Raw genomic sequence first — 25863 nt, 5'->3', positions numbered from 1 at the left:
GGGGGTCCTTTTTGATTTCCATTAATTGCATACAGATGAAGCGAAACTTATTAGGCAGGACCTGCGTCTAATATATACACGGGGTGAGAGTCTGCTTTTTGCCATAAAACTCGTAAGATCGATGGTAAATCAAGTAAAATAAAGGGTGCTCCGTGTTGCGACAGTCTTTACAAACTGTTACAATTTAGGCAAAACCATTTTTCAATTGAAGCCCGAGTTTGGGTTTAATTTATAATGGATATGTTTCTATATATATATGATTTTAATAATATGATTTTGATAACGTCAGCTTGTGCATGTAAGAACTGTTAATGTATTTCACATTGGAGTTTTCTAACACTACCCTTAGTATGCCGAGCTTGATTATATTATCTGTTTGCACGAAAGGGGTTAACCATGCTAGGACTAGTGAAGAAGATCTTCGGCGACACCAATGAGCGTGATGTCAAACGTCTGATGAAGACGGTCGATGTAATTAATAAAATGGAACCGGAATTTACCGCGCTTTCCGACGCTCAGCTGCAAGGTAAAACGGAGGAATTCCGTTCTCGTATTGAAAAGGGAGCTACGCTCGACGAACTATTGCCTGAAGCTTTTGCTACGGTGCGGGAAGCATCTAAACGGGTCCTGAACAAGCGTCATTATGATGTACAGATGATCGGTGGTATTGCCCTTCATGAAGGCCGTATTGCAGAGATGAAGACAGGGGAAGGTAAGACCCTCGTAGGTACGCTTCCTGTGTATCTGAATGCATTATTAGGTAAAGGGGTCCATGTTGTTACGGTCAACGATTACCTTGCTCAGCGGGATAGCCAAGAGATGGGACAGATCTATGAATTCCTAGGCATGAGTGTTGGGATTAACCTCAACGGTATGGATCATGCGGCAAAACAGGCAGCATATGCTTGCGATATTACGTACGGTACAAACAATGAATTCGGATTTGATTATCTCCGCGATAACATGGTCCTTTATAAAGAGCAAATGGTACAGCGTCCGCTTTACTACTGTATTATTGACGAAGTCGATTCCATCTTGGTCGATGAAGCTCGTACACCGCTAATCATTTCAGGACAAGCTCAAAAATCGACTGAACTTTATTTTGCAGCAGATCGTTTTGTGAAACGTCTCGTTGCAGAAGAAGATTACACGGTAGATATTAAAGTGAAATCCGTGGCCCTTACCGAAGCAGGGGTTGCAAAAGCAGAACGTGCTTTTGGCATTGAGAACTTGTATGACCAAGCGAACGTTACACTGAATCATCATGTCGTACAGGCCCTCAAAGCGAATGTCATTATGCGCCGTGACGTGGATTATGTAGTAACCGATGATGAAGTTGTGATCGTTGATGAATTTACGGGACGCCTGATGGCTGGACGCCGTTATAGTGATGGTCTCCACCAAGCGATTGAAGCAAAAGAGGCAATTCAGGTTCAGAACGAGAGCATGACACTTGCTACGATTACATTCCAGAACTATTTCCGGATGTACAAGAAGCTGGCAGGTATGACAGGTACGGCGAAGACCGAGGAAGAAGAGTTCAAGAAAATTTATGGACTTGAAGTACTCCAAGTGCCAACCAACCGTCCAAATCGCCGTGATGATATGGCGGATATTGTGTACAAGAGTGTGGAAGGCAAGTTTAAAGCAGTTGTGAATGAGATCGTAGAACGTCATGCGAAGAACCAGCCGGTACTCGTAGGTACGATCTCCATTGAAAACTCTGAACTTCTCTCCGAAATGCTTAAACGTAAAGGCGTGAAGCATCAGGTACTGAATGCGAAATACCATGCAGAAGAAGCACAAATTATCTCCGGTGCTGGCCAAGCGGGTGCAGTTACGATTGCAACGAACATGGCTGGACGGGGTACAGATATTATTTTGGGTGATGGTGTAGCTGAACTAGGCGGCCTTCACATTATTGGTACGGAACGTCACGAATCCCGTCGGATTGATAACCAGCTGCGCGGCCGTGCAGGACGTCAAGGTGATCCAGGTTCCACACAGTTCTATCTCTCTCTTGGAGATGAACTGATGAAACGTTTTGGTGCAGATAATGTACTGAACATGATGGAGCGTCTTGGATTTGAAGAAGATCAACCGATTGAGAGTAAAATGATTACACGTGCTGTAGAATCTGCTCAGAAACGGGTAGAGGGTAATAACTTTGATATGCGTAAAGTCGTACTCCAGTACGATGATGTTATGAATCAGCAGCGTGAAGTTATTTATAAACAGCGCCGTGAAGTGCTCGAATCCGAGAACATCAAAACCATTGTTATGGAGATGATTCGCGGAACGATTCAGCGTAATGTGGAAGCACACTGTGTAGATGACATTCCTGAGAACTGGGAACTGCAAGAAGTGGCAGACTATATCAACAGCAAAATGCTTGAAGAAGGCGCCATTACACGTGATGATCTATGGGGCAAAGAAGTCGGAGAGATCGTCGAATTTATCTTCGATAAAGTGCAGAAGAAATATGACGAGCGAGAAGAACGAATCGGGGAAGATATGGTTCGTGAATTCGAGAAAGTTATCGTGCTTCGTTCTGTAGACAGCAAATGGATGGATCACATCGATGCGATGGATCAACTCCGTCAAGGGATTCACCTTAGAGCATACGGCGGTACCGATCCGCTTCGCGAATACCAGTTTGAAGGTTTTGCGATGTTCCATGAGATGATCGCTACCATTCAGGAAGAAGTTTCGACCTATGTCATGAGAGCTCAAATCGAGAGCAACCAGGAACGTCAAGCGGTAGTGGATGAGAACAAAATTTCTACCAGCGGCGAACCTGCGGAGAAACGTCCTGTGAAAGTGGATGACCAGATCGGACGTAACGATCCTTGTCCTTGCGGCAGCGGCAAGAAATATAAACAATGCCATGGACAAAATTAATCAACCAGCCATACAATAACGTAAACATATAACAACCTATACAGCTCCTTGGAGCTTGCTAGTATACCTGGCAGGCTCTGATGGGGCTTTATCTACAGTAAAGAGAGGAATTTGCAATATGATCGATCCGTCCGTAAAACAAGATTTGCGCGAAATCAGCAAGAAATTAACCAACCTTAGGGGGTCTCTTTGACTTAGACCTAAAGAATGAAATGATTGCTAACTTTGAAGAGAAAATGTCTGCTCCTGATTTTTGGGACGATAGTGATAAAGCACAAGCAATCATTGCTGAGATGAACGCGGTAAAAGGATCCGTGGACGATTATTTGAAGTTACAACGAGAATATGACGATGCCACGATGATGATGGAACTTGCCGACGAAGAGGGCGATGAAGATGTCGCTGCTGAAGTAGGAGAGACCATCAAATCGCTTGTGAATAAGCTGGATGAGTTCGAACTACAGTTACTTCTCGATCAGCCTTATGACAAAATGAATGCAATTCTCGAACTTCACCCAGGGGCAGGCGGAACGGAATCCCAGGATTGGGGCGAGATGCTGCTTCGGATGTATACACGCTGGGCCGAGAAACATGGCTTCAAAGTGGAAGTGCTCGACTATCTAGCGGGAGATGAGGCAGGCATTAAAAGTGTAACTCTCTCCATCAAAGGTTATAATGCCTACGGTTATCTAAAAGCGGAAAAAGGAGTACACCGACTGGTTCGGATCTCACCTTTCGATTCTTCTGGCCGTAGACATACTTCTTTTGTATCTTGTGATGTGGTACCGGAGATTACGGAAGATGTAGAGGTGGATATCCGGACGGAAGATCTGAAGATTGATACGTACCGGGCAAGTGGTGCCGGTGGTCAGCATATCAATACGACGGATTCCGCGGTGCGTATCACCCATTTACCTTCGGGTGTAGTCGTAACATGTCAGAATGAACGTTCTCAGATCAAGAACCGTGAGCGTGCGATGACGATGCTTCGTTCTAAACTCTATGAACGTAAAATAGAAGAACAAAGAAAACAACTGGATGAAATCCGAGGGGAACAGTCGGATATTGCATGGGGCAGCCAGATTCGTTCCTACGTGTTCCATCCCTATAGTATGGTAAAGGATCACCGTACAAGTGTAGAATCAGGGAACGTAGGTGCTGTCATGGATGGCGACCTGGATCCGTTTATTGACGGATATCTCCGCAAGCAAATTAAGGTGGAGTCTGAATAATTTATAGGGAATTCCTACATGGTAAGGGGTATAACCGTGTAGGAATTTTTTTGCTGGTTGAAATAGGGGATACATCGATCATGCCGTAATCATTTTTATCCTTGTGGCATGGATTATGAAATAAATATATAGCGATATTATTTTAAGGGGAGATTAGAACGTAATGCAGCAAGCACAACAACCCAAAAACAAAAGATGGAACTCCATCATTCCGATTGATGGACCGCTACGAATGGCACTAGATACATTTTTGATTATATTTGGATCGTTTGTTATGGCGATTGCCTTTAATTTATTCCTTGTTCCCAATCAGATTGCATCAGGCGGTGTATCGGGAATATCCATTCTCGTGCAGGAGGCGGTAGGTGTTGAACCTGCGTACACCCAGTGGGCGCTGAATATCCCTCTATTTATTGCCGGTTATCTCATTCTGGGCAGACAATATGGAGTTCGTTCCTTACTCGGAAGTTTTATGCTTCCCTTCTTTGTTTATCTGACGGATACATGGGCAGTTCCGACAAGCAATCCGCTCTTGGCATCCATTTTCGGCGGGATTGGAGTCGGTCTAGGGATTGGGATTGTATATCGGGGCCGCGGTTCAACGGGTGGTCTTACGATTCTTGCACAGATCATTCAGAAATTTAGCGGTTTACGACTTTCTTTATGTGTCATGCTGCTTGATGGAACCGTCATTATTCTGGCGGGATGGATACTTTCACTGGAGAACTCTTTGTTTGCTCTCATCAGTTTGTATGTCACAGGTAAAGTAATTGACTCTGTTGAAATGGGCTTTGGCACCTCCAAAGTGGCTTATATTATTTCGGAACAAACAGAGTCCATTTCAAAAGCGATTCTCGATGATCTGGACCGTGGTCTAACCAAACTTTCCGCACAAGGCGGTTACACAGATGATGATCGGACGGTGCTGATGGTCGTCGTTGCACAAAATGAAATTACTCGTTTAAAAGCCCTCGTACGTTCCGTTGATCCGAATGCCTTTGTGACGATTACGAATGCACATGAAGTATTAGGTGAAGGATTTACGAGAGCTTAAACAGCTGAGCATATGGTATAAATAACTTGGAAATGCGGTAGCAAATGGCTAGTTGCTCAAATGAACTGAAAAAAAGGACAGACCTTCATCGGTCTGTCCTTTTTTGTATTTATGCTTTTCGTATCCTCTTACAAGATAGGTGAAAGCAATCTGGAGATGGATTCCTTAAAGCGAATCCAGAGGGAACGCTGCTTGTAATGTTCTTCTGTCAGCTCGGCTGAGAGCTGTAAGTCTTTTTCGAAAGCATCGGTCAGCTGCTGTGCAATATCAGAATCATAGATAAAAGCATTGATTTCAAAGTTCAGACGGGAGCTGCGCACATCGAAATTAGCTGACCCGATGGTTGCTATTTTATTATCGACGACAATCATTTTGGTATGGAGGAAGCCATTGTCATAAACAAAGATTTTTGCGCCCACTTTAATCAGTTCACCAACATAGGAAGTGGTTGCCCAGTATACAAACATATGGTCCGGCTTATTCGGAATCATGATACGTACATCAATTCCCGACAAACAAGCGATACGAACAGCATCGAGCATACTAGCATCCGGGATAAAATACGGGGTCTGAATCAGGATTGATTTCTTGGCCGCCGATATCATCTTTATGTACCCGTTCTTGATATGTTCGATTTCTGCATCAGGTCCGCTGGTAACGATCTGCATCCCTACATGGCCTGTTTTTTCTGGTTCAGGGAAATGGGCAGGTACAAACGTGATGTCATGATACCGAGAAGCTTCGTTCCAGTCCATGATAAAGCGAGCTTGAAGGGTCGCAACTGCAGTTCCTTGAATTCGCAGATGCGTGTCACGCCAGTATCCAAATTTTTTGTCGAGACCGAGATACTCATCCCCTACATTAAATCCACCCGTATATCCAATCTGTCCATCAATAATGACGAGTTTTCGGTGATTCCGGTAATTTAGTCTAAGGTTAATGGGACTTAGTTTGGATGGGAAAAACACTTCTACTTTTCCTCCAGCTTCAGTCAGTTCCTTAAAGAAACGTTTTCTCAGCGTTCTAGAACCAAGCGCATCATAAAGAACTCGTACATAAATACCTTCCTTAGCCTTCTTAATCAGTGCATCCCGAATTTGTTTCCCAAGTCCATCAGAACGATAAATGTAGTACTGAATGTGAATATGGTCTTTCGCATTATGAATATCTTCAAGCAGTTTATCAAACTTCTGATGACCGTCTACAAAGATATCGACCTTGTTATCTTCGGTGAATAAAGCTCCATTTTGTATAAGATGCATATAGATGAAGTCTTTGTATTCTAAAGTGTCTAGTTTGCGAAACGGGAAATCTTTTTCCTGCAAAAGATGAACTTGATCAATGACCATCTGATCGATATTAAGTTTAGCGCGTTCTTTCCATTGGAAGAGGCGATAGCGAGTGAGGTTCTGACCAAGCAGCAGGTAGAGAACAAATCCGAGAATCGGAATGAAGGTGAGCACAAGCAGCCAAGCCCACGTTGAGGTAGCATCCTTTCGTTCCAGGAAAACAACAGCTGCCGCCAGCAGCATATTGATCACCAGAATGATAATAGAGCTGATGTGATTAATATCCAAAGCGATAGCTCCTTTAAATATGATATAGAGATTTATTTAAACCCTATTATGCATCATAACACTCTGTTGGAAACATCGGAAATAGATATTTCATTTTTCATCGAATCCCTGGGTGCTAAATAATAATGAATGATTTCATTTGTATAGAATAATGTATAAAGTGTTGTATTTATATAAACATCAATGTATAATAATGCACATCGATGAATAAAAAAGTATATTTTAGCATGATCAACCTATAAATGGATTACATACATAGAAAATAGACTATTCATGAGATGGAGGCAACCCAATGACTCAGAAATGCAAAGTTGCAATCGTAGGTTCTACTGGATATGGCGGTGTGGAACTCATTCGATTTTTGTATCAGCATCCCCATGTAGAGATTACTTCTGTAATTTCGTCTTCAACAAGCGGTGTTTCGATCACTGAAGGGTTTCCTCATCTGACAGGAATTGTGGATCAGAAGCTGGACGGGATTGATATTGTGAAGATGGCAGAAGAGATTGATCTCGTATTCACAGCAACTCCATCGGGAGTAAGTACGAAGCTGGTTCCTCAGCTGATTAATGCAGGTTTGAAAGTGATTGATCTTTCAGGTGATTTTAGACTGACAGATGGTGCGGAATACGAAGCGTGGTATAAACATAGTCCGGCAGAAGATATCTATTTGGATCAGGCGGTATACGGTTTAAGCGAGATCTATGGAGAGAATGCAGCAGGTGCTTCCTTTATATCCAATCCAGGATGTTACCCAACAGCGACGCTGCTAGGACTGATTCCCGCAATCAAGGCAGGGCTGATCGATCACCGCAGTATTATCATTGATGCGAAGTCGGGAGTATCTGGTGCTGGGAGAGGAACGAGTCTATCTTCCCATTACGCAGAGATGAATGAGAATTTTAAAGCCTACAAAGTGAATAAGCATCAGCATATTCCTGAGATTGAACAGGTCCTTAGCGACCAAGCAGGAGAGCCGGTTACCGTTACGTTTACAACACACCTGGTTCCGATGACTAGAGGAATTATGAGTACAATGTACGCTCCGCTGAAAGGCGAATATACTGATCAAGATTTTATAGATGTTTATAAGCAGTATTATGAGAACCGGTCTTTTGTAAGAATCCGTGATAAAGGGATTTGGCCGGCTACAAAGGAAGTATTCGCATCCAATTATTGTGATATTGGTTTTGCAGTGGATGAGCGAACAGGCCGAGTTACGATTATATCCGTCATTGACAACATCGTAAAAGGTGCTGCAGGCCAAGCGATCCAGAATTTGAACCTGATGATGGGCTGGGATGAACAGACCGGACTGAATTTTTTACCAGTATACCCGTAATTCGAATGAGATAGCCGTATTGCAGTCGATTTTATTTACCTGTATGGAAATGGGGAGAGGTTATGGCACAGGTTGCATATCAAGCGTTTCAAGTTATACCGGAAGGATCAATCGTATCACCAAAAGGTTTCGCAGCAGGGGGACTGCATTGTGGACTCAAAAAGACAGAGCGTAATGACCTTGGTGTCATTACCTGTGAAGTTCTAGCGGATGCAGCGGCAGTGTATACAACGAATGTATTTCAAGCCGCACCGCTTCAAGTTACCAGAGAGAGTATGCAGAACGGTAAACTGCAGGCGATTGTTGTAAACAGCGGGAATGCGAATGCCGTAACAGGGCAGCAAGGTGAAAAAGATGCTTATGCCATGCGGCTCGCAACAGCAAGAGAGCTGGGTATTGCAGTAGAGAATGTAGCCGTGGCATCGACAGGCGTGATCGGTGAGTTGCTTAATATGGAAAAAGTGCATGCCGGGATTAAAGGATTACCTGCAAGAGTAGGTTCAGGAAAACAAGAAGCGAGTGATTTTTCCCAAGCCATCCTGACAACGGATCTGGTGAAGAAGGAAATTTGCGTCCGTACTTATATAGATGGAAAAGAAGTAATGATCGCAGGGGCTGCAAAAGGTTCCGGGATGATTCATCCGAATATGGCAACCATGCTGGCTTTTGTGACATGCGATGCACAGGTGGATCAGGCTGCACTTCAAGGTCTGCTTGGAAAATCAACTGATGCTACCTTTAACATGATTACCGTAGATGGTGACACAAGTACAAATGACATGCTCATTGCGATGGCAAGCGGGCTTGCAGGTAATAAAACTTTGCACCCGGGGCATAAGGATTGGGAGAACTTCGCAGCAGCGTTTAACTATGTGTGTGAAGTGCTTGCTAAGGCGATTGCAAGAGACGGAGAAGGAGCGACCAAACTCGTTGAAGTGAATATTGCGGGTGCGGTATCGGATGATTCAGCAAGAGCGATAGCTAAGACGGTCATTGGTTCGAGTCTCGTAAAATCGGCGATGTTTGGAGCGGATGCGAACTGGGGACGGATCATTGCAGCTGTAGGTCGTGCAGGAGAACCCGTTCAGCCCGATCAGGTGGATGTGAAGCTTGGATCTATTTTAGTGTTATCGGGATCACGTCCGGTTGCTTTTGATGAAGAAGAAGCTCTGCGTTATCTGCAAGGAGATTCAGTTCAGATCCATGTGGATCTGCATGGAGGAAGCGGGAACGCAACCGCGTGGGGCTGTGATCTGACTTACGATTATGTTCGAATTAATGCGGCCTACCGGACGTAAGAGAGGGCTGTCCGCTACTTTTGTTACGAGGAAGGGGATAGAGGCATGACGATAACACAAGACACTTTGAAAAAGAATAACGAGGCGCAAAAAGATATCCGCACCTTTGTTATGAAATGCGGAGGCAGCACACTTGCTGCGCTTCCGGATGCTTTTTTTGAAGACCTGCAGAAGCTCCAAGCAGAAGGGATGCAGCCTGTCATTGTTCATGGCGGCGGACCTGCAATATCTGAGAACCTGGCAAAGCTGGGGATTGAGACCGAATTTGTGAATGGACTTCGTAAAACGACTGAACCCGTTCTTGATGTTGTAGAGATGGTACTTGCCGGCAGCATTAACAAGCAGATCGTACGGCGAATCCAGTCTTCTGGTGGTAAAGCGCTGGGCCTCTCCGGTGTGGATGGAGGACTCATTCAGGCGAAACCCGTCAGTAACCATGCAGAAGTAGGTCATGTAGGAGATGTCACCCGAATAGAAGCATCAATTATTCAAGGGGTGCTAGATATGGGATATATGCCGATTATTGCTCCGATTGGAATAGATGGGGATGGACAGCGCTATAACATCAACGCAGATACAGCAGCAGGAGCAGTAGCTTCACACCTTGGGGCGAGCCGATTAATTGTGGTAACCGATGTGCCGGGAATTATGAAGAATGTGAATGGTGTGAAAAAAGTGCTAGGTACCGTAGCGGTGCAAGAGATACAGGATATGATTCAGACCGGCGAAATTTATGGAGGCATGATTCCCAAAGTAAAAGCAGCCATTGAATGTATTCAGGGGAAAGTGAAGGAAGTTATTATCGTCGATGGAAGTGAGCCAAGCGTGCTCAGCAGAGTACTTCAAGGTGAAGTGATCGGCACTCGAATTGTACGGATGTAATTCATAGAACTTCTAAATAAGTAAGTGGACGCAGTATACGCGTATTCATGGATAGGAGAGTGAAATAATTGACGATTACCAATTCATCTCAGCAGCCTGTAAAGGAATCACACACGGAACAGCAGACGATAGAGACAGCGAATACAGAGAGTTCCCTTTTTCCAACCTATGCTCGTTATCCGATAAGCCTTGTGAAAGGAAAAGGAAGTTATTTGTGGGATGATAAGGGGAATCAATATCTTGATTTCATGAGCGGACTCGCCGTTACGAATCTCGGTCATGCGCCAGATCGAGTTATTGCCAAAGTAAAAGATCAGCTGGATGAATTGTGGCATGTATCGAATCTGTTTCATATCCCTGCTCAAGAGAAAGCGGCTGCGCTGCTTACGGCGAACACTTGTGCAGATGCTGTGTTTTTCTGCAACAGCGGTGCTGAGGCGAACGAAGCGGCTATTAAACTGGCGAGAAGATATCAGCAAAAAGTGCTAGGTAACGATCGTTATGAAATTGTTACTTTCAAGCAGTCTTTCCACGGACGCACACTGGCTACGCTGACGGCAACGGGCCAAGACAAGGTAAAAGAAGGATTTCTTCCTCTTCCTGAAGGGTTTGTTCACGTACCTCTACACGATATTCCGGCGCTGAAAGAAGCGATTGGGCCGCATACAGCAGCCATTATGCTTGAGATGATTCAGGCAGAAGGCGGCATTCACATCGTAGAACCTGCTTTCTTGGCAGAGGTCAAAGCATTGTGTGAGGAACATGGACTGCTGCTTATTATGGATGAAGTACAGACGGGAATGGGCCGGACAGGAAAATTGTTCGGGCATGAACATTACGGTATTGAACCGGATATTTTCACCGTAGCAAAAGGGATTGCGAGCGGCTTCCCTGTGGGAGCGATGCTTGGTAAAGGATACCTGCGTGAAGCGTTCACAGCGGGCAGTCATGCTACGACCTTTGGAGGAACTCCACTTGCTATGTCTGCCGTTCTTGCCACGGTGGAGACCATTCTTGAAGATAATCTCCCTGCTCGCGCGGCGGAGATGGGTGATTATTTAATCGAGTCACTGCGGACGAAGCTGATAGATCAAGATTTTGTTACTGAAATTCGGGGACAAGGATTGATTGTCGGCATTGAGTGCAAAGAAGCTGTAGGTGACATCGTTCTTGCGGGACAGAAAAAAGGATTCTTGTTTGTGACAGCAGGACCAAACGTCATCCGTTTCCTTCCGAATTTATATGTGACCAAAGAAGAAATCGATACTGCGGTATCGCTGATTGCAATATTAATTGAAGAACATGTCGCTGCCAAAGGACCCTTAGGAGGAGAATAGTATGGCAATTACAAAACTAAATCTGCACGGACGGGATTTTATCGAATTTACAGATTACACGAAGGAAGAGATCGAGTATCTTCTAGATCTGGCCATTGATATCAAGAAGAAGCAGAAAAATGGTGAGGTTTATCAGCCGCTGAAGGGCAAAACCATTGGACTTATTTTTGAGAAGTCTTCCACACGTACTCGTGTATCCTTTGAAGTGGGGATGTTTCAGCTCGGTGGGCATGCGCTGTTTCTTAGTAAAAATGATATCCAGCTCGGTCGCGGCGAGACGATCGGTGATACGGCTCAGGTGCTATCCCGCTACCTCGATGGAATTATGATTCGTACTTTTGCACACAGCAATATAACGGAGCTGGCGAAGTATGCGGATATCCCTGTCATTAATGGACTGAGCGATGATGCACATCCTTGTCAGGTACTCGCTGACTTCCAGACCGTACTTGAGCATAAGGGCAAACTGAAAGGTCTAAAGATGGCGTATGTCGGTGATGGCAACAACATGGCGCATTCATTAATGCTCGGAGCAGCGAAGCTGGGTGTTCACGTATCCGTGGCAAGTCCGAAAGGATATGAACCGTCTGCAGCTATTGTGGATCAGGCAAAGAGCATTGCTACAGAAACAGGTGCTGAGGTTGTGGTAACAAACAGCGCGCAAGAAGCAGTACAAGATGCAGATATTATTTACACCGATGTGTGGGCAAGTATGGGATTTGAAGAGGAGCAAAAAGAGCGTGAAGCGGCTTTTGCTGATTATCAGGTAAATGAGGAACTTGTAAAAGGTGCAAAACCAGATTATATCTTCTTGCACTGCCTACCAGCGCACCGTGGAGAAGAAGTGAGTGAGGGAGTTATTGACGGTCCGAACTCCGCCATTTTTGATCAAGCAGAGAATCGCCTGCATGCACAAAAAGCATTAATGGCCGCACTAATGGGATAAAACGCTTCGAGTAAGCGATGCTTCCACTAATGAATACAGTAACTTACTTTTTTTTTATAAAATGACAAAATAAATCGCGTTTGATGTTAGAATATGGAATAGACATGACAGAGTAGCTGATAGAGAGATTCGTTCCAGGGTTTTAGCACAGTGAGCGAGTGATAACAAAGCAGCCTGTGCTTAGGGGTTCGGTTTTAATGTCGGAGGTTATGAACTACTGCTCAGGGTGAAGTTATTGAATGATGAACGACTTTTGGCTTTGCGAAGCAAAACAACCGGAGAGAACCAGTCAATAACGATCCCTCTGCATCAGTCAATAACGATCCGTCAATATCGAGCCCCCAGCCACCGTATAACGAGGAGGAAACAACATGGCAAAAGAGAAAATAGTATTAGCCTATTCCGGCGGACTAGATACATCCGTCATTCTAAAATGGCTGAAAGAAACATATGACGCAGAGATTATTGCCTTTACCGCAGATATCGGACAAAAAGACGAACTTGATGGCCTAGAGGAAAAAGCACTCGCTACAGGAGCATCCAAAGTATACATTGACGACCTTCGCGAAGAGTTTGCAAAAGACTTCATCTACCCGATGTTCCAGGCAGGGGCAATGTATGAAGGACAATATCTACTCGGTACCAGTATTGCTCGTCCCCTGATTGCAAAACGTATGGTGGATATCGCTATCGCTGAAGGGGCAACCGCCATTGCTCACGGAGCAACGGGTAAAGGTAATGACCAAGTTCGGTTTGAGCTGAACGCGGCTGCACTTACACCGGATATTGCGGTTATTGCTCCATGGCGTCTAGAAGAGTTCCGTAATCAGTTCCCTGGACGTGCAGAGATGATTGCCTATGCCGAAAAACATGGGATTCCTGTAACCGCATCCGCAGCAAAACCATACTCTACAGACCGTAACTTACTACATATCAGTTATGAAAGTGGTGTCCTTGAAGATCCTTGGTTTGATGCAACCACTCCTGAGAACAAAGAAATGTACTTACTGAGTAATGATCCTGAGGATGCACCGAATGAAGCAGAATATCTGGAGCTTGAATTTTATAAAGGTGACTGTGTTGCTTTGAATGGTGAGAAACTTAGCCCGCTGGAAGTAATGGAGAAACTGAATGAACTGGGCGGCAAACATGGAATTGGCCGTGTGGATATGGTGGAGAACCGTTTTGTCGGCATGAAGAGCCGCGGCGTGTATGAAACACCAGGAGGAACCATTCTATTTACAGCACATCGCAAAATGGAGTCCATCACAATGGACCGTGAAGTGATGAACCTGCGCGATAGTCTGATTACTCGTTACAGCACGCTCGTGTATAACGGATTCTGGTTTGCTCCAGAACGTCTTGCTCTTCAAGCACTCGTTACAGAGAGCCAGAAGAACGTAACCGGAACGGTTCGTGTGAAGTTATACAAAGGAAACGTGATTGGCGCGGGAGTGAAAAGCCCGGTCAGCTTATATAATCCCGACATTGCTACGATGGAAGCAGATCCAACACAAGCGTACGATCAAGGAGATGCTACAGGTTTTATCCGTCTGAACGCATTGAGACTAAAAGTAGGTTCTGGAGTAGCTCAGAATCAATAAAAGCAGCTATAAAGGGTAAGGAGACGAAAGGCCGTTCCTTGATAAGTAATAGGGACGGTCTTTGTCCATGAGAGGTGAAAGGGAGGCAGCGACATGAGTAAACTATGGGGCGGGCGTTTCACGAAACAAACGAATCATCTGGTAGAAGAATATACAGCATCGATTAACTTTGACAAAGCACTAGCAGAAGAGGACATTCAGGGCAGTCTGGCTCATGTGAGTATGCTAGGAAAGTGCGGTATTTTACCTCAGGAAGATGTGGAGACGATTAAAGAAGGGTTGCAGACGGTACTTGGTAAAATTCGTGCAGGTGAGATTGAATTTTCCGTATCGGATGAAGATATCCACATGAATATTGAGAAGAACTTAATTGATCAGATTGGTCCAGTAGGCGGCAAATTACATACAGGTCGTAGTCGGAACGATCAGGTAGCAACAGATATGCATTTATACTTGCGTGCCCGGGTAATTGAAATTGTCGGAATGCTCCATACGCTGCAAGAAGCACTTATTGGGCAGGCGAGAGATAACGTGGATACCATTGTGCCAGGTTATACCCATTTGCAAAGAGCGCAGCCGATCCTTTTTGCTCATCATTTAATGGCCTATGTGTCGATGTTCCAGCGGGATGCAGAGAGACTGATGGACAGTTACAAACGAATCAATGTTCTTCCGCTTGGTGCAGGAGCGCTTGCAGGCACAACTTTTCCGATTGATCGTCATTTTGTAGCAGAACAGCTGCAATTTGACCGTGTATACGAGAATAGTCTTGATGCAGTAAGCGATCGTGATTTTATCGTTGAGTTCCTGGCAGATGCCTCCCTGATCATGATGCACTTATCCCGTCTTAGTGAAGAGCTGGTGCTGTGGAGCAGTACGGAATTTAGTTTCGTAGAACTGGATGATGCCTTCTGTACGGGAAGCAGCATTATGCCGCAGAAGAAAAACCCAGATGTACCGGAACTCGTTCGCGGTAAAACAGGCCGAGTTTATGGAAATCTCATAGGTCTGCTTACGGTTCTTAAATCCTTGCCGCTTGCTTATAACAAAGATATGCAGGAGGATAAGGAGGGCATGTTCGATACGGTAGCGACACTTGAAGGGGCTTTGCAGTTGTTTGCTCCAATGATTGCTACTATGAAGGTGAACAAAGATCGTATGCGTGAAGCGGTGAATAAAGATTTTTCTAATGCTACAGATATCGCAGATTTTCTGGTGAACAAAGGACTGCCTTTCCGCCAGGCACACGAAGTTATTGGCAAAACGGTTCTTTATTGTATTCAGAACGGCAAATACTTGCTGGATCTGACTCTAGATGAATTCACCCAATTTTCAGAGCTGTTTGATGAGGAGATTTACGCCGTACTTCAGCCGGAAGCGGTCGTGAATGCACGGAATGTTTACGGGGGAACTGCCACTGAACAAGTATGCGATGCGATCAAACGGAGTGAAGCAATCATGCGGCTCACGGATCAGTGGCTTGTTGAGCATGCAGAAGCTTAAGTATAAGTGATGTAAACCTAACTCTCTCGAAAAATAGATCTAACTCACTGACTATTTCATTAGAGTAAGCTATAGACAAATACTAAAGATAAAGAGCAGCCCGGTGGCTGCTCTTTTTTATACATCACTATGGATAGCTAAAAATATAGCTATCAGATAACTACTAAGAGATAACTAAATTACAACTAAAAGAAAGCTAGTTTGTCCATTAAATTATAAAGAAGAATTAGAGAGGAAGCCACTTCAGCACATCCTGAATGCGGGCATCCCAATAACCCCATTCATGTTCACCGGGGCCTTCTATATAAGTGAAATCCAGTCGTGTTTGTTCCGCGGCTGAGCGGAAACGAAGATTGTCCTCATATAAAAAGTCTTCTGTTCCGCAACATTGGAACAGCTTCGGTTTAGGGCCATCCTTTTGTTCACATTGTTTTAATAGCCACATCAAATCATTCTCGGTATCTGTCACATGGTCACCAAAAACTCGTCTAAATTCAGTATTCGCTTGCGCAGATTCATTCATCCGATCCTGAAGATTTGCCATGTCGAGTGCTCCTGACAGGCTTGCCGCTGCTGCATAAGATTCCGGCTTACTTAAAGCGATCTTCATTGCGCCATAACCGCCCATGGACAAGCCAGCTACAAAGTTATCTTCTCGTGCTGCAGATAGAGGGAAGAAAGAACGGGCAAGATTGGGAAGTTCTTCGGATATGTGCTTAAAATAAGCGCTTCCTTCTGCCATATCTGTATAGTAGCTGCGATGTGCATTAGGCATAACGACAGCAATTCCGTAAGCCGATGCATATCGTTCAATGGAAGTACGGCGAAGCCAAATTGAGTCATCGTCAGATAGACCATGAAGAAGATAAAGTGTTTGATGAAGTCCATTGCTTTGTTTGGTATCGACACCAATCTGTGTAGCGGTTTGCTGAGGTAAAATAACGTGCATCGTCGTATTCATACCGAGTACTTCTGAATAGAAATGACATTGCATAAGTGCCATAATCCCAAATCCCTCCCTATGTAAGATAAAGCATCATTGATACTCATCTAGTATAACGAAAGTCGGTGGATCATCGCCACTAAATAAAGCACCGAAGAGACTTCATCCACAGGTGTGAATGGAAGAATGGAGAAGTAAAAAGAAAGTCATTCACAATGTTATACCCATTTTGTGCATAACATTGTGTTATTCACAGACTCATCGCAAAATGATATTAGTAATTTCGTGTTTATGCACAATTCTATGCACATTACCCACAGTCAATCCTGTTTTTCCACGAATCCAATACCAATTTGTGAATAGAAAACAAAAAAACAATGGATTTTCAAAAAGTTATCAACAGGTTGGTAACTAAATAATAAATATATTTTTCTACATAAATTTCTTTAAATAAAGAGAAAACAAGCGTCCCATCAATAAAAACAGAGAAATGAACGAAACGTACATTTACAGCGTAACAATGTTATGTTACATTGTCTTCAGGGGGTTAGAATTACATGACTGAAGACTTAATATCTAAGAAAGAACTTTTGGAACAGACGGGAATATCATACGGTCAACTCTATCGTTGGAAGCGAAAAAACCTAATACCAGAGGATTGGTTTATACGTAAATCTTCTTTTACAGGACAGGAGACTTTTTTTCCTAGGGAAAGCATCTTAACACGAATTGACCGAATAAAAAACATGAAAGATGAACTTTCTTTGGATGAATTGGCCGATGTGTTCTCCCCTTCGGTGAGTAACAAGGTGCTTACCCGTGTAGAAATAGAGCGAAAACATCTGGTAACACCGATTTCAATACATCTTTTTTTAGAAAGTGGAAGTGAAAAGGAGAAACAAACTTTTTCTTTTGAGGAAATGCTGTGTATCTATGTTTTGGATCAGGCTCTTGCCAGTGGACAGATGAACCGGGAAGAAGGAATTTTGCTTGTACAGACGTTTCAGGCGTATTACAGCAAGTTTCAAGATAAAGGTTGTGACATCATTTTGACCCGAAAAATGGGAATCCCCCTATTTACAATGCTGACTACAGGAAGCGAAGTTTATTTTGACACAGGTGTTAAGGAAGTTCTGCGTTTATCTCTAAATACTTATTTGGAGCAGTTGAAAGTTAAATTGAGTGAGTCGGAGGGGTTCTAATGAAGAACGAGCAAACCAGACCAGACTTAAATATTTCAGGCGTTGGCAGAGCAGCAGGCGGTATGTACCGCCACGTACGTGTGGATGGGGTAGGTAAATTTTCTGGCGATATCGATTGTGTGAGTTACGAAGTAAATGGTACATCGGGTCTGCAAGGTAATCTTCACTGTGAACGGTATGTTGTGAATGGTTCAGCTAATATTCAGGGAAGTGTGGCTGCGGATGAATATCAAGTCAATGGAAGCAGCAAGATTGAAGGCAGTGTTAAGACAAGGCAGACCCGAATTGATGGAATAACATCTATTAAAGAACATCTGCAGACTGATAAATTGATTGTAAACGGGAAAGCAACGATCGATGGGAAATTAATCGGAAGCTGTGTAGAGGTTGCAGGTGGGATTACAGTAGGAAAAGACGTGGAATGTGAGACTATCGAAGTACAGGGTGGTTTCAAGATCAAGGGTATGCTGAACGCAGGAACTGTGGATATTGTGCTGCATCATCGTTGTGAGGTAGAAGAAATTGGCGGGGAGCAAATTCAGGTCCGCCGTAAATCAAAGGTTAGATTACTGGATCAGTTCGTACCTGCTATGACGCCTAGGCTAAAGACTCATATCATAGAAGGGGACGATATCTATCTAGAGCATACTCATGCGGGTACAGTTAGAGGAGGCCGGATTACCATCGGTCCTGGGTGTGAGATTGGTGCAGTGGAATACAGCGTATCTTACGAGCAAGATCCTGAATCTCGAGTAGGCCGGCAAGTTCAGATGTAGAACGGAAGTAAGGAGGAACCACAGATGATAACAGGATACAGGAGTGGACACATGGATAAAGACATTAAGATCACAGGAAACGGAAGTTCGGGTGGAGGCATCGTTCGGAACGTAAAGATTGTAGGAGAAGGTGTGATTCATAGTGATGTGGAGAGCCAGTATTTTAAATGTACGGGTACAGCGGCGGTAAATGGCCATCTCCGGAGTAATCAGATTAAGCTTACGGGGAGTCTTCATGTCCAGGGCGATGTATACGGAGATTCCATTAAAACGAGCGGACAGTTCGAAGTGGGTGGGAAACTGGAAGTCCGGCATGTGAAGCTAAACGGAGATACGGTCGTTAAACGTTCCATTCATAGTGAGCATTTTAAAGCATTTGGCTCGGTTCGCCTTCATGGCGATTGCAGTGCAGAACAATTGAGGATTAAAGGGGCAATTCAGACAGAGGGGATGCTGAATGCTGAACATATCGATATTGGATTGTATGGGCTCTGTAAAGTTGCCGAGATCGGCGGTCACAAGATTGAGATTAAACGAACGCTGATGTCTTCTCTCTTCCACATGTTTAACCCTAAGCGCCAAAGTGATCTGATCGCGGATACGATAGAAGGTGATGTGCTGCATCTAGAGCATACAGAAGCTAAAGTAGTAAGGGGACGTAAGGTTTATATTGGTCCTGGGTGCCGAATTGGGCTTGTCGAATATAGTGAGTCCTGCAAGAAGCATTCAGACGCAGTGACAGAGGTTTGCAACCAGATTGGCTCGTTATAGATGAATGAGCAGGTGTAATACACCATGAATCGGTTTTAGAAAATAAAGAAACCCGGACGTATGCAACATACCAGCCCGGGTTATTATTGTGCGTGCAATGATGCAGCGCTCTTTTTCTATTGAAATCTTAGCCTGCATCTTCCGTGCGAACTCCATCTTCCACGGGAGGAGTGTCCGAAGAGGGCGGCAATGGAGGTGGTTCTTTCTCCTGTGCAGTACGGTTTACAGCAAGAACTCGGTCTTGCGGCCGGTAAGTGTCTTTAGATATCAATTTACGAGAGACGACTTCTCCATTTACTTTCTTAATCTGATAAGAGGCAACAACATATCCGGTTGAACCGGCCTGACGCACCATCTCGCTTCCTGGGGAAAGAGAATGATCTGATACATAGGTGAGCGGAGCTGGAAGGGTTTCGAGAAGTTCGGTATCGAGTTCGTAACTTACATTCTCCGGAAAAGTTCCGAAGAAAGAGACATTCAGTTCGCGGTCTTTTACCTCTGCTTTAATAAGGAGGTGCTTATCTGTCGTGTTTTTAAATCGGAAATTAATGTACCCGGACGCAAAGGTTGCATCAAGCCCCTTAGGAAGATAACTGACAGGAAGGGAATGATTTCTCCTCTCAACAATCTCTAGCCCCGTTCGCAGGGCTGCATTATATAGTGTGCTGGATACCTGGCATATCCCTCCCCCGACACCGGGTACTAACTGACCTCTTACAATGACGGGCGCTTCCTGAAATCCGCTCTCCTTTTCTGCCTTCTCGACAATACTGCCATAATCAAAAATATCCCCTGGTTTTAAAATGAGTCCGTTTAACGCGCTGGCTGCCGCGCTGACATTATGTGTTCTTCCTTCTCCGCTTGATCCAAGAGACGTCACCACTTCAATGATCTTCCTTTCAATCCCTTCTTCTTTTAGAGAAGCAATGGTAACTTTGGGCTTCAACTCTTGGAGGGGAAGGTCGATAACTATACTAGTCGGTTCTTTATCTTTCTTATTAAGTATTGAAAAATGGTCAGGTACGATTTGAGATATAATCGCATTCATTTGATCCCACTTAATCCGCTGTACGTTACGTTCGGGTGTATAAACAACTTCGTCGTTTGGTGTAATTTTTCGAACTGCATTTACGGGATTTCCGAATTGCTTTTCTTCCCAAGCTGGAGTGAGTTTTTGCTTAAGATGATCAGGAACGATGTCCACTTCCAGCTCCCATTGCTTAGTGAAGTGCCAGCGCTGAACGACTCTTTGGACAAGACCGCCTTCCGAAAGCGTACGTAAAGCTTGTTTGAATTGATCGGCTTTGTACGTCACTCCAGCATCAGCCAGTGTTAGTTTCGTATCGGAGATAGGAGTGTTCTTGGACTTTACTCCGAGCGGAAGATTTTCAAGTGATGTGAGTTTCTGTTCTAACTCCTGCAGTATGGTATCCTTATCCTGCCCTCCTACCGACCACCCGGATAAATGAACTCCTGGGGGGATTTTGGACTGGTGAGCGTACATGTATAGCCAGCCAAAGATAAAAGCGAATAGGAGAAAAAGAAACACACAAACCATGAACGAAATGTGAACTTTTTTCATATAGAACTCCTCTCAGACTTCTGATTTCCCGGTGTTAGGAACACTCATTCAATATATGCGGAGGGAGAGGAAATCTTTCGGCTACTCAAAAGGTAACAAATTTGTTACAATGAGAGACATCTTGATGAAAATCGAGAGATTTTAAAGGAAATCATTGGAAAGTGTCGAAATGAGCAAAAGAAGCTACTAATGCAACGGGAAGTGATGATGTGATTGAGTTACAAGACGTGTGGAAGACCTATCCGAATGGTGCGCATGCGCTTCAAGGCGTTTCGGTGAAGATCGACCGCAATGAATTTGTTTATATCGTCGGACCCTCTGGAGCGGGTAAATCGACTTTTATGAAATTAATTTACAGAGAAGAAGTACCGACTAAAGGTCAAATATCAGTGAACGGATTTAATATTGGAAAGTTGAAACATCGTAAGATTCCTTATGTCAGACGAAATATTGGGGTGGTCTTTCAGGACTTCAGACTGCTGCCGAAGATGACGGCATATGAGAATGTTGCTTTTGCTATGGAGGTTATTGAAGCCCCTAAGAAGCATATCAAGAAACGTGTAATGGAAGTTCTCGATCTAGTAGGTCTAAAGGAAAAGGCAGACCGAGAGCCGGCACAACTCTCCGGCGGGGAGCAGCAGCGGATTGCAATTGCTAGAGCCATTGTGAATAATCCTTCTGTTATTATTGCGGATGAGCCTACCGGCAACCTGGATCCCGAGACGTCGTGGGGAATTATGCAGCTTCTTGATGAAATTAATTTCCGAGGAACGACCATTGTAATGGCTACGCATAACCGTGACATTGTGAACAAGATGAGAAAACGGGTTATTGCGATTGAAAAAGGCCATATCGTTAGGGACGAGCTGAGAGGGGAATACGGCTATGAATTTTAGCACCTTCTTGCGCCATCTGCGGGAAGGATTCAAGAGTATTTTCCGCAACGGCTGGATGTCTATTGCATCCATAACGTCTATTGTTGTTTCTCTATTGATTTTAGGAGTGTTCGTTCTCTTGGTCGTGAATGTTAATTCGATCGCCGATAATGCGGACAGCCAGGTAGAGATCAGTACGTACCTGCAGCTGAATGTAGATGAAGAGCTTCGTACAACATTACAAGAAGAAATTGCAGCGATGCCAGAGGTAAGTTCGATTAAGTTTGTTCCTAAAGACCAAGGATTGGCTGAATTTAAAGAAAAGCTTGGCGAGGATCAACAGGAACTTTTGGAAGGCTTTGATGTAGATAACAACCCGCTTCCAGACACCATTCGAGTTGAGCTTATTGATCCGAGTACCGTTGATTTTGTAGCGGAGAAGATTGAAGCTCTGAATGAGAAATATACTGAGAAGCCTATTATGAAAGTTAATTTTGGTGAAGAAACGGTAGAGACGTTGTTCAAGATTACACGTCTGATCCGGACGATCGGTTTTGTATTTGTTGCGGGACTTGCACTAATGTCTATGTTCCTGATTTCCAACACGATTCGCGTGACGATCCTGGCAAGACGCCGGGAGATTGGGATTATGAAGCTAGTTGGTGCCACGAATGCATTCATTCGTTGGCCATTTTTTGTGGAAGGTGCACTGATCGGTCTGATCGGTTCACTTATTACGATCGGGATTTTGTTTGCTGGTTATAACCAGCTGCTTATTACTGTACAGGAAGACATTATTATTAAAATGTTGAACCTAGTACCTTTATCTAGTCTATGGGTTTGGCTTGGAGGTTCACTCCTCATTATGGGAGTACTCGTTGGCGTTCTAGGCAGCACATTGTCTATTCGTAAGTCACTGAAAGTTTAACTTACTATTACATTTATGACGGCTGTCCCGGTTTAGGGGCAGCTGCTCATCACAACAAGAAAATAATGCGATGATATATATATTTTAAAATGAAGGATGGGGAAGACAACTTGAAAAAGACGGCTACTGCACTTGCGATGAGTTTACTCACCGCTGCAATCCTATCACCTAGTTATGGTTATGCTGCTTCTAGCTTGAATGAAATCGATAATAAAATTAAACAGCTCGAGGAACAATCACAGTCTGCCAAGACAAAACAGGAAGAGGCAGCTAAGAAAAAAGAAGAGGCTGAACATAACAAGCAAAAAACGGAAGATTATTTGAATAAAATTATCGAACAGATTAATATTGTAAGTAATGAACTCATTAACATTTCTTATAAGATTGAGTTAACAGAGGAAAATTTACGACTTACCAAAAAAGAGTTGAAAGAAGCGGAAGAACGGATTGCAGCCCGTGAGGAATTGCTAGAATCGCGTGTGCGTTTGATGTATACCGATGGATCGGTATCTTACCTTGATGTATTACTTTCATCTACTAGTTTTGCGGATTTCCTTCAACGTGCAGATTCACTCAAGATGATTGTCGATCAAGATCAGAATCTATTAGAAGAACATAAGAAAGACAAAGAATTGGTTGTTCAGAAGAAGCAAGAGCTTGAAGAACAATACAAAGAACATAAGCAGTTATACGCAGATAAGAAAGAGCGCAAAGCGGAACTTGATGCAAAAGAAATAGAAAAGCAGCAGCTTATCGCTCAGTATGATGGGGAAATTGAGACTCAGGAAGAAATGAGTGAAGAGCAGGACCGTATGCTCGTAGCAATTGCCAGCAAACGTTCAGCTTTGCTTCAAGAGAAGAATGAACTGAAGGCGGAGCAGGCAGCGGCAGCAGCGAAAGCCAAAGCGGCAGCTGAAGAAGCAGCTCGTAAAAAAGCGCAACAGAAAGTTTCTTCTTCCAGTTCTAGCTCTAGCTCAAGTTCCAGTAGTTCTTCCAGCAGCAACTCAAGCAGCAGCACTTCCAGCGGCAGTGGAGTTTTCGCGATGCCCATTTCAGGTGCCTATATTTCATCCGGTTATGGACCGAGGGTTCACCCCATTACCGGTGTAGTAGGTAAAATGCATGCCGGCATCGACTATGCAGCGCCAGAAGGTACGACGATTACGGCAGCTGAGAGTGGAGTAGTCCTCGTGGCTGAATGGACAAACGGTTATGGAAATACCGTTATTATCGACCATGGAGATGGACTATGGACAGTATACGGACATATTCGCAACGGTGGAATCAAGGTAAAAGAAGGCGACAGTGTAACACGCGGTCAAAAAATAGCAGAGGTCGGTTCAACAGGGAATTCAACAGGGAATCACTTGCACTTTGAAGTACGGGTGAACGGAAGTCATACGAATCCACTGAATTATTTGTAAAATTCGGCATACTTAGGGCATATTCCGTACAAGCTTATCATATACTCTTGCTGGTAGATCAGGGTGAATTGTAAGTCAGACGGAATAGAAAGGGCGGTGACGCTCATGATGAAGAAGCGTTCTGCTTTCATGCTGGTTATCATTGGCCTACTAGGCGGGTGTTTGCTGACACTGGCATTTGTAAACTTTCAATCTCTGAATAGTCAGGGTGGAGAAGGTTTACTTGCGAGTGTAACCGGAAGCAGTCAGAAGAATGATCTTTCGAAAATCGAAACAACGCTTGGTCTTATTGAAGAAAACTACTATCAGGATATTGATCGTGCCGAACTGATTGATGGTGCGATTAACGGCATGATGGCAGCGCTTGGTGATCCTTATTCCAGTTATATGGGACAGGAGACAGCAGCGCAGTTTGAAGAATCAATTGAAGGATCCTTTACAGGAATTGGTGCTGAGGTTTCCTCTCAGGATGGAAATGTCATTGTAGTCTCGCCAATTAAAGGATCACCGGCAGAAAAAGCAGGTATACGGTCCAAGGATGTCATTTTATCGGTGAATGGAGAATCTCTTCAAGGACTTGACCTAAATGAGGCCGTTAACAAAATTCGTGGTCCAAAGGGCAGCGAAGCTAAGGTCTCTGTTAAGCGAGCAGGTTCTACAGATCCACTCGAATTTACGATTGTAAGAGATGATATCGACCTTGAAACCGTATATGCAGAAATGCAGGAAGATGGGGTAGGTATTATTACTATTACCCAATTCTCGCTGAATACTGCAGAACGTTTTGAAGAAGAGCTAGCCAAGCTCGAAGCCCAGGATATGAAAGGCCTTATCATTGATGTTAGGAACAACCCTGGTGGTGTGTTATCTGTTGTCATTGATATTGCAGAACAATTTGTTCCCAAAGGCGAGCTTATTGTTCAGGTAGAAGATAAGAACGGCAATCGGGAAAAGAATGAATCTAAGGGTTCTGCGAAACCTTACCCTGTAAGTCTACTTATGAATAAAGGCAGTGCGAGTGCTTCCGAAATTCTGGCGGGTGCTTTGCAGCAATCCGCAGGAGCAACCCTGCTCGGAGAGAACTCTTTTGGTAAAGGAACGGTTCAGACAAGTTTTGAACGCCAGCTTGGCGATGGAAGCCTAGTGAAAATTACGATAGCAAAATGGCTTACACCGAATGGAGATTGGATTCATGAGAAGGGGATTGAGCCTGATGTTACAGTCAGTCAGCCTGAATACTTCTCAGTAGCTCCGATTAACAGGGATAACTTACCGCTTAAACTTGATTCGAACAGCACGGATGTGAAGAATGCACAAACGATGCTGGAGGGTCTTGGATTTAAGACAGACCGTAAAGATGGATATTTCGATGCTAAGACACAAACTGCGATTAAGGCTTTCCAGACTTCCAAAAAACTTACTGCCAGCGGCATTTTAGATGAGAAAACGGCAGAAGCACTGGAAGCAGCACTCATCGAGAAGATCAGTGACCCGCAGTACGATACTCAGCTTAAAAAAGCCGTATCTGAAATGAAGAAGGAAATAACTTCAGGTGCGTCGAAATAATACAAGAAAAACAAGGGTGAACATGTAACGTTCAGAAAAGTTTTTCTTAACTGAAATCAGGAATGCAGATAGTTGAATAACTGTCTGATTTCAAGAAGAAGGCTGCTGTTCAGCCTTCTT

Annotated in this window: 20 protein-coding genes; 17 read left to right on the top strand and 3 right to left on the bottom strand. The window is 44.0% G+C overall.

Going from position 1 to position 25863, the window contains the following annotated elements:
* Positions 1-396 precede the first annotated feature (396 nt).
* The 3 genes from secA (at position 397) to QPK24_RS21580 (ending at position 5187) form a co-directional block, all read left to right on the top strand.
* Positions 397-2901 (top strand): preprotein translocase subunit SecA, encoded by a 2505-nt coding sequence (gene secA, locus QPK24_RS21590; RefSeq protein WP_285744592.1) that lies wholly within the window; start codon positions 397-399, stop codon positions 2899-2901.
* A gap of 118 nt (positions 2902-3019) precedes the next feature.
* Positions 3020-4133 (top strand): peptide chain release factor 2 gene (prfB, locus tag QPK24_RS21585; RefSeq protein WP_285744590.1). Its coding sequence is split into 2 segments (ribosomal slippage): positions 3020-3091 and positions 3093-4133, totalling 1113 coding nucleotides; the frame shifts between segments, so codons are not numbered across the junction.
* A 163-nt stretch (positions 4134-4296) separates the two neighbouring features.
* Entirely contained in the window at positions 4297-5187 is an 891-nt protein-coding gene (locus tag QPK24_RS21580; protein ID WP_285744588.1) for a YitT family protein, read from the top strand.
* Positions 5188-5315: 128 nt separating this feature from the next.
* On the opposite strand, the gene cls is transcribed toward QPK24_RS21580, so the two are convergent.
* Positions 5316-6764 carry a cardiolipin synthase gene (gene cls / locus QPK24_RS21575; protein WP_407082936.1) on the bottom strand — a complete coding sequence of 483 codons (1449 nt, stop codon included), beginning with the start codon at positions 6762-6764 and terminating at the stop codon, positions 5316-5318.
* 292 nt (positions 6765-7056) lie between these two features.
* Here cls and argC point away from each other — a divergent pair, with 292 nt between their 5' ends.
* From argC to argH, 7 genes are all read left to right on the top strand, one after another.
* On the top strand, positions 7057-8106 hold the full coding sequence (gene argC, locus QPK24_RS21570) for an N-acetyl-gamma-glutamyl-phosphate reductase (protein WP_285744587.1): 1050 nt from the start codon (positions 7057-7059) through the stop codon (positions 8104-8106).
* A 62-nt stretch (positions 8107-8168) separates the two neighbouring features.
* The gene (gene argJ, locus QPK24_RS21565; RefSeq protein WP_285744586.1) at positions 8169-9404 is read left to right on the top strand and encodes a bifunctional glutamate N-acetyltransferase/amino-acid acetyltransferase ArgJ; all 1236 of its coding nucleotides are present in this window, start codon (positions 8169-8171) and stop codon (positions 9402-9404) included.
* Positions 9405-9449: 45 nt separating this feature from the next.
* Positions 9450-10286: an acetylglutamate kinase gene (gene argB / locus QPK24_RS21560; RefSeq protein ID WP_285744584.1), complete on the top strand. Its 837-nt coding sequence runs from the start codon at positions 9450-9452 to the stop codon at positions 10284-10286.
* 128 nt (positions 10287-10414) lie between these two features.
* Positions 10415-11623: an acetylornithine transaminase gene (locus tag QPK24_RS21555; RefSeq protein ID WP_285749488.1), complete on the top strand. Its 1209-nt coding sequence runs from the start codon at positions 10415-10417 to the stop codon at positions 11621-11623.
* Position 11624: 1 nt separating this feature from the next.
* Positions 11625-12569 (top strand): ornithine carbamoyltransferase, encoded by a 945-nt coding sequence (gene argF / locus QPK24_RS21550; RefSeq protein WP_213530352.1) that lies wholly within the window; start codon positions 11625-11627, stop codon positions 12567-12569.
* Positions 12570-12940: 371 nt separating this feature from the next.
* The gene (locus QPK24_RS21545) at positions 12941-14173 is read left to right on the top strand and encodes an argininosuccinate synthase (protein ID WP_191800454.1); all 1233 of its coding nucleotides are present in this window, start codon (positions 12941-12943) and stop codon (positions 14171-14173) included.
* A 93-nt stretch (positions 14174-14266) separates the two neighbouring features.
* Positions 14267-15676, top strand: coding sequence for an argininosuccinate lyase (argH, locus tag QPK24_RS21540; RefSeq protein ID WP_285744578.1), 1410 nt, complete (start codon positions 14267-14269; stop codon positions 15674-15676).
* 226 nt (positions 15677-15902) lie between these two features.
* On the opposite strand, the gene QPK24_RS21535 is transcribed toward argH, so the two are convergent.
* On the bottom strand, positions 15903-16679 hold the full coding sequence (locus QPK24_RS21535) for an alpha/beta hydrolase (RefSeq protein ID WP_285744576.1): 777 nt from the start codon (positions 16677-16679) through the stop codon (positions 15903-15905).
* Positions 16680-17176: 497 nt separating this feature from the next.
* Between QPK24_RS21535 and QPK24_RS21530 the strand changes: the two genes are divergently transcribed.
* The 3 genes from QPK24_RS21530 to QPK24_RS21520 are packed head-to-tail and all read left to right on the top strand — an operon-like array spanning position 17177 to position 19368.
* A complete protein-coding gene (locus tag QPK24_RS21530; RefSeq protein ID WP_285744574.1) occupies positions 17177-17821 on the top strand; it encodes a YhbD family protein in 645 nt (214 codons plus the stop codon).
* On the top strand, positions 17821-18597 hold the full coding sequence (locus tag QPK24_RS21525; protein ID WP_285744572.1) for a polymer-forming cytoskeletal protein: 777 nt from the start codon (positions 17821-17823) through the stop codon (positions 18595-18597). Before QPK24_RS21530 ends, QPK24_RS21525 begins: the two co-directional genes overlap by 1 nt.
* Positions 18598-18648: 51 nt before the next feature.
* Positions 18649-19368: a hypothetical protein gene (locus QPK24_RS21520; protein ID WP_285744570.1), complete on the top strand. Its 720-nt coding sequence runs from the start codon at positions 18649-18651 to the stop codon at positions 19366-19368.
* A gap of 127 nt (positions 19369-19495) precedes the next feature.
* Here the strand turns inward: QPK24_RS21520 and QPK24_RS21515 are convergent, their stop codons facing one another.
* Complete coding sequence (locus QPK24_RS21515; RefSeq protein WP_285744568.1) at positions 19496-20950, bottom strand: VanW family protein; 1455 nt, start codon at positions 20948-20950, stop codon at positions 19496-19498.
* A gap of 209 nt (positions 20951-21159) precedes the next feature.
* On the opposite strand from QPK24_RS21515, the gene ftsE reads away from it, so the two are divergent.
* From ftsE to QPK24_RS21495, 4 genes are all read left to right on the top strand, one after another.
* On the top strand, positions 21160-21846 hold the full coding sequence (gene ftsE, locus QPK24_RS21510) for a cell division ATP-binding protein FtsE (protein ID WP_160032769.1): 687 nt from the start codon (positions 21160-21162) through the stop codon (positions 21844-21846).
* On the top strand, positions 21836-22753 hold the full coding sequence (gene ftsX / locus QPK24_RS21505; RefSeq protein WP_285744565.1) for a permease-like cell division protein FtsX: 918 nt from the start codon (positions 21836-21838) through the stop codon (positions 22751-22753). The genes ftsE and ftsX overlap by 11 nt, the downstream gene beginning before the upstream one ends.
* A 110-nt stretch (positions 22754-22863) precedes the next feature.
* Positions 22864-24177 carry a murein hydrolase activator EnvC family protein gene (locus QPK24_RS21500; RefSeq protein WP_285744563.1) on the top strand — a complete coding sequence of 438 codons (1314 nt, stop codon included), beginning with the start codon at positions 22864-22866 and terminating at the stop codon, positions 24175-24177.
* A 105-nt stretch (positions 24178-24282) separates the two neighbouring features.
* On the top strand, positions 24283-25743 hold the full coding sequence (locus tag QPK24_RS21495) for a S41 family peptidase (RefSeq protein WP_285744561.1): 1461 nt from the start codon (positions 24283-24285) through the stop codon (positions 25741-25743).
* Positions 25744-25863 lie beyond the last annotated feature (120 nt).

Source organism: Paenibacillus polygoni (assembly GCF_030263935.1).
GTDB lineage: Bacteria > Bacillota > Bacilli > Paenibacillales > Paenibacillaceae > Paenibacillus > Paenibacillus polygoni.
Note: the sequence above shows the minus strand (reverse complement) of the source record. Positions and strands in the feature narration are given on the sequence as shown.

Bases quoted from the DNA above. Each gene is read 5' to 3' on its own strand.
- QPK24_RS21580 (WP_285744588.1), top strand. From the start codon at position 4,297: ATGCAGCAAGCACAACAACCCAAAAACAAAAGATGGAACTCCATCATT.
- QPK24_RS21545 (WP_191800454.1), top strand. From the start codon at position 12,941: ATGGCAAAAGAGAAAATAGTATTAGCCTATTCCGGCGGACTAGATACA.
- QPK24_RS21520 (WP_285744570.1), top strand. From the start codon at position 18,649: ATGGATAAAGACATTAAGATCACAGGAAACGGAAGTTCGGGTGGAGGC.
- QPK24_RS21495 (WP_285744561.1), top strand. From the start codon at position 24,283: ATGATGAAGAAGCGTTCTGCTTTCATGCTGGTTATCATTGGCCTACTA.
- argC (WP_285744587.1), top strand. From the start codon at position 7,057: ATGACTCAGAAATGCAAAGTTGCAATCGTAGGTTCTACTGGATATGGC.
- secA (WP_285744592.1), top strand. From the start codon at position 397: ATGCTAGGACTAGTGAAGAAGATCTTCGGCGACACCAATGAGCGTGAT.
- QPK24_RS21535 (WP_285744576.1), bottom strand. From the start codon at position 16,679: ATGGCACTTATGCAATGTCATTTCTATTCAGAAGTACTCGGTATGAAT.
- QPK24_RS21525 (WP_285744572.1), top strand. From the start codon at position 17,821: ATGAAGAACGAGCAAACCAGACCAGACTTAAATATTTCAGGCGTTGGC.
- argJ (WP_285744586.1), top strand. From the start codon at position 8,169: ATGGCACAGGTTGCATATCAAGCGTTTCAAGTTATACCGGAAGGATCA.
- argF (WP_213530352.1), top strand. From the start codon at position 11,625: ATGGCAATTACAAAACTAAATCTGCACGGACGGGATTTTATCGAATTT.
- argH (WP_285744578.1), top strand. From the start codon at position 14,267: ATGAGTAAACTATGGGGCGGGCGTTTCACGAAACAAACGAATCATCTG.
- QPK24_RS21530 (WP_285744574.1), top strand. From the start codon at position 17,177: ATGACTGAAGACTTAATATCTAAGAAAGAACTTTTGGAACAGACGGGA.
- QPK24_RS21515 (WP_285744568.1), bottom strand. From the start codon at position 20,950: ATGAAAAAAGTTCACATTTCGTTCATGGTTTGTGTGTTTCTTTTTCTC.
- argB (WP_285744584.1), top strand. From the start codon at position 9,450: ATGACGATAACACAAGACACTTTGAAAAAGAATAACGAGGCGCAAAAA.
- ftsX (WP_285744565.1), top strand. From the start codon at position 21,836: ATGAATTTTAGCACCTTCTTGCGCCATCTGCGGGAAGGATTCAAGAGT.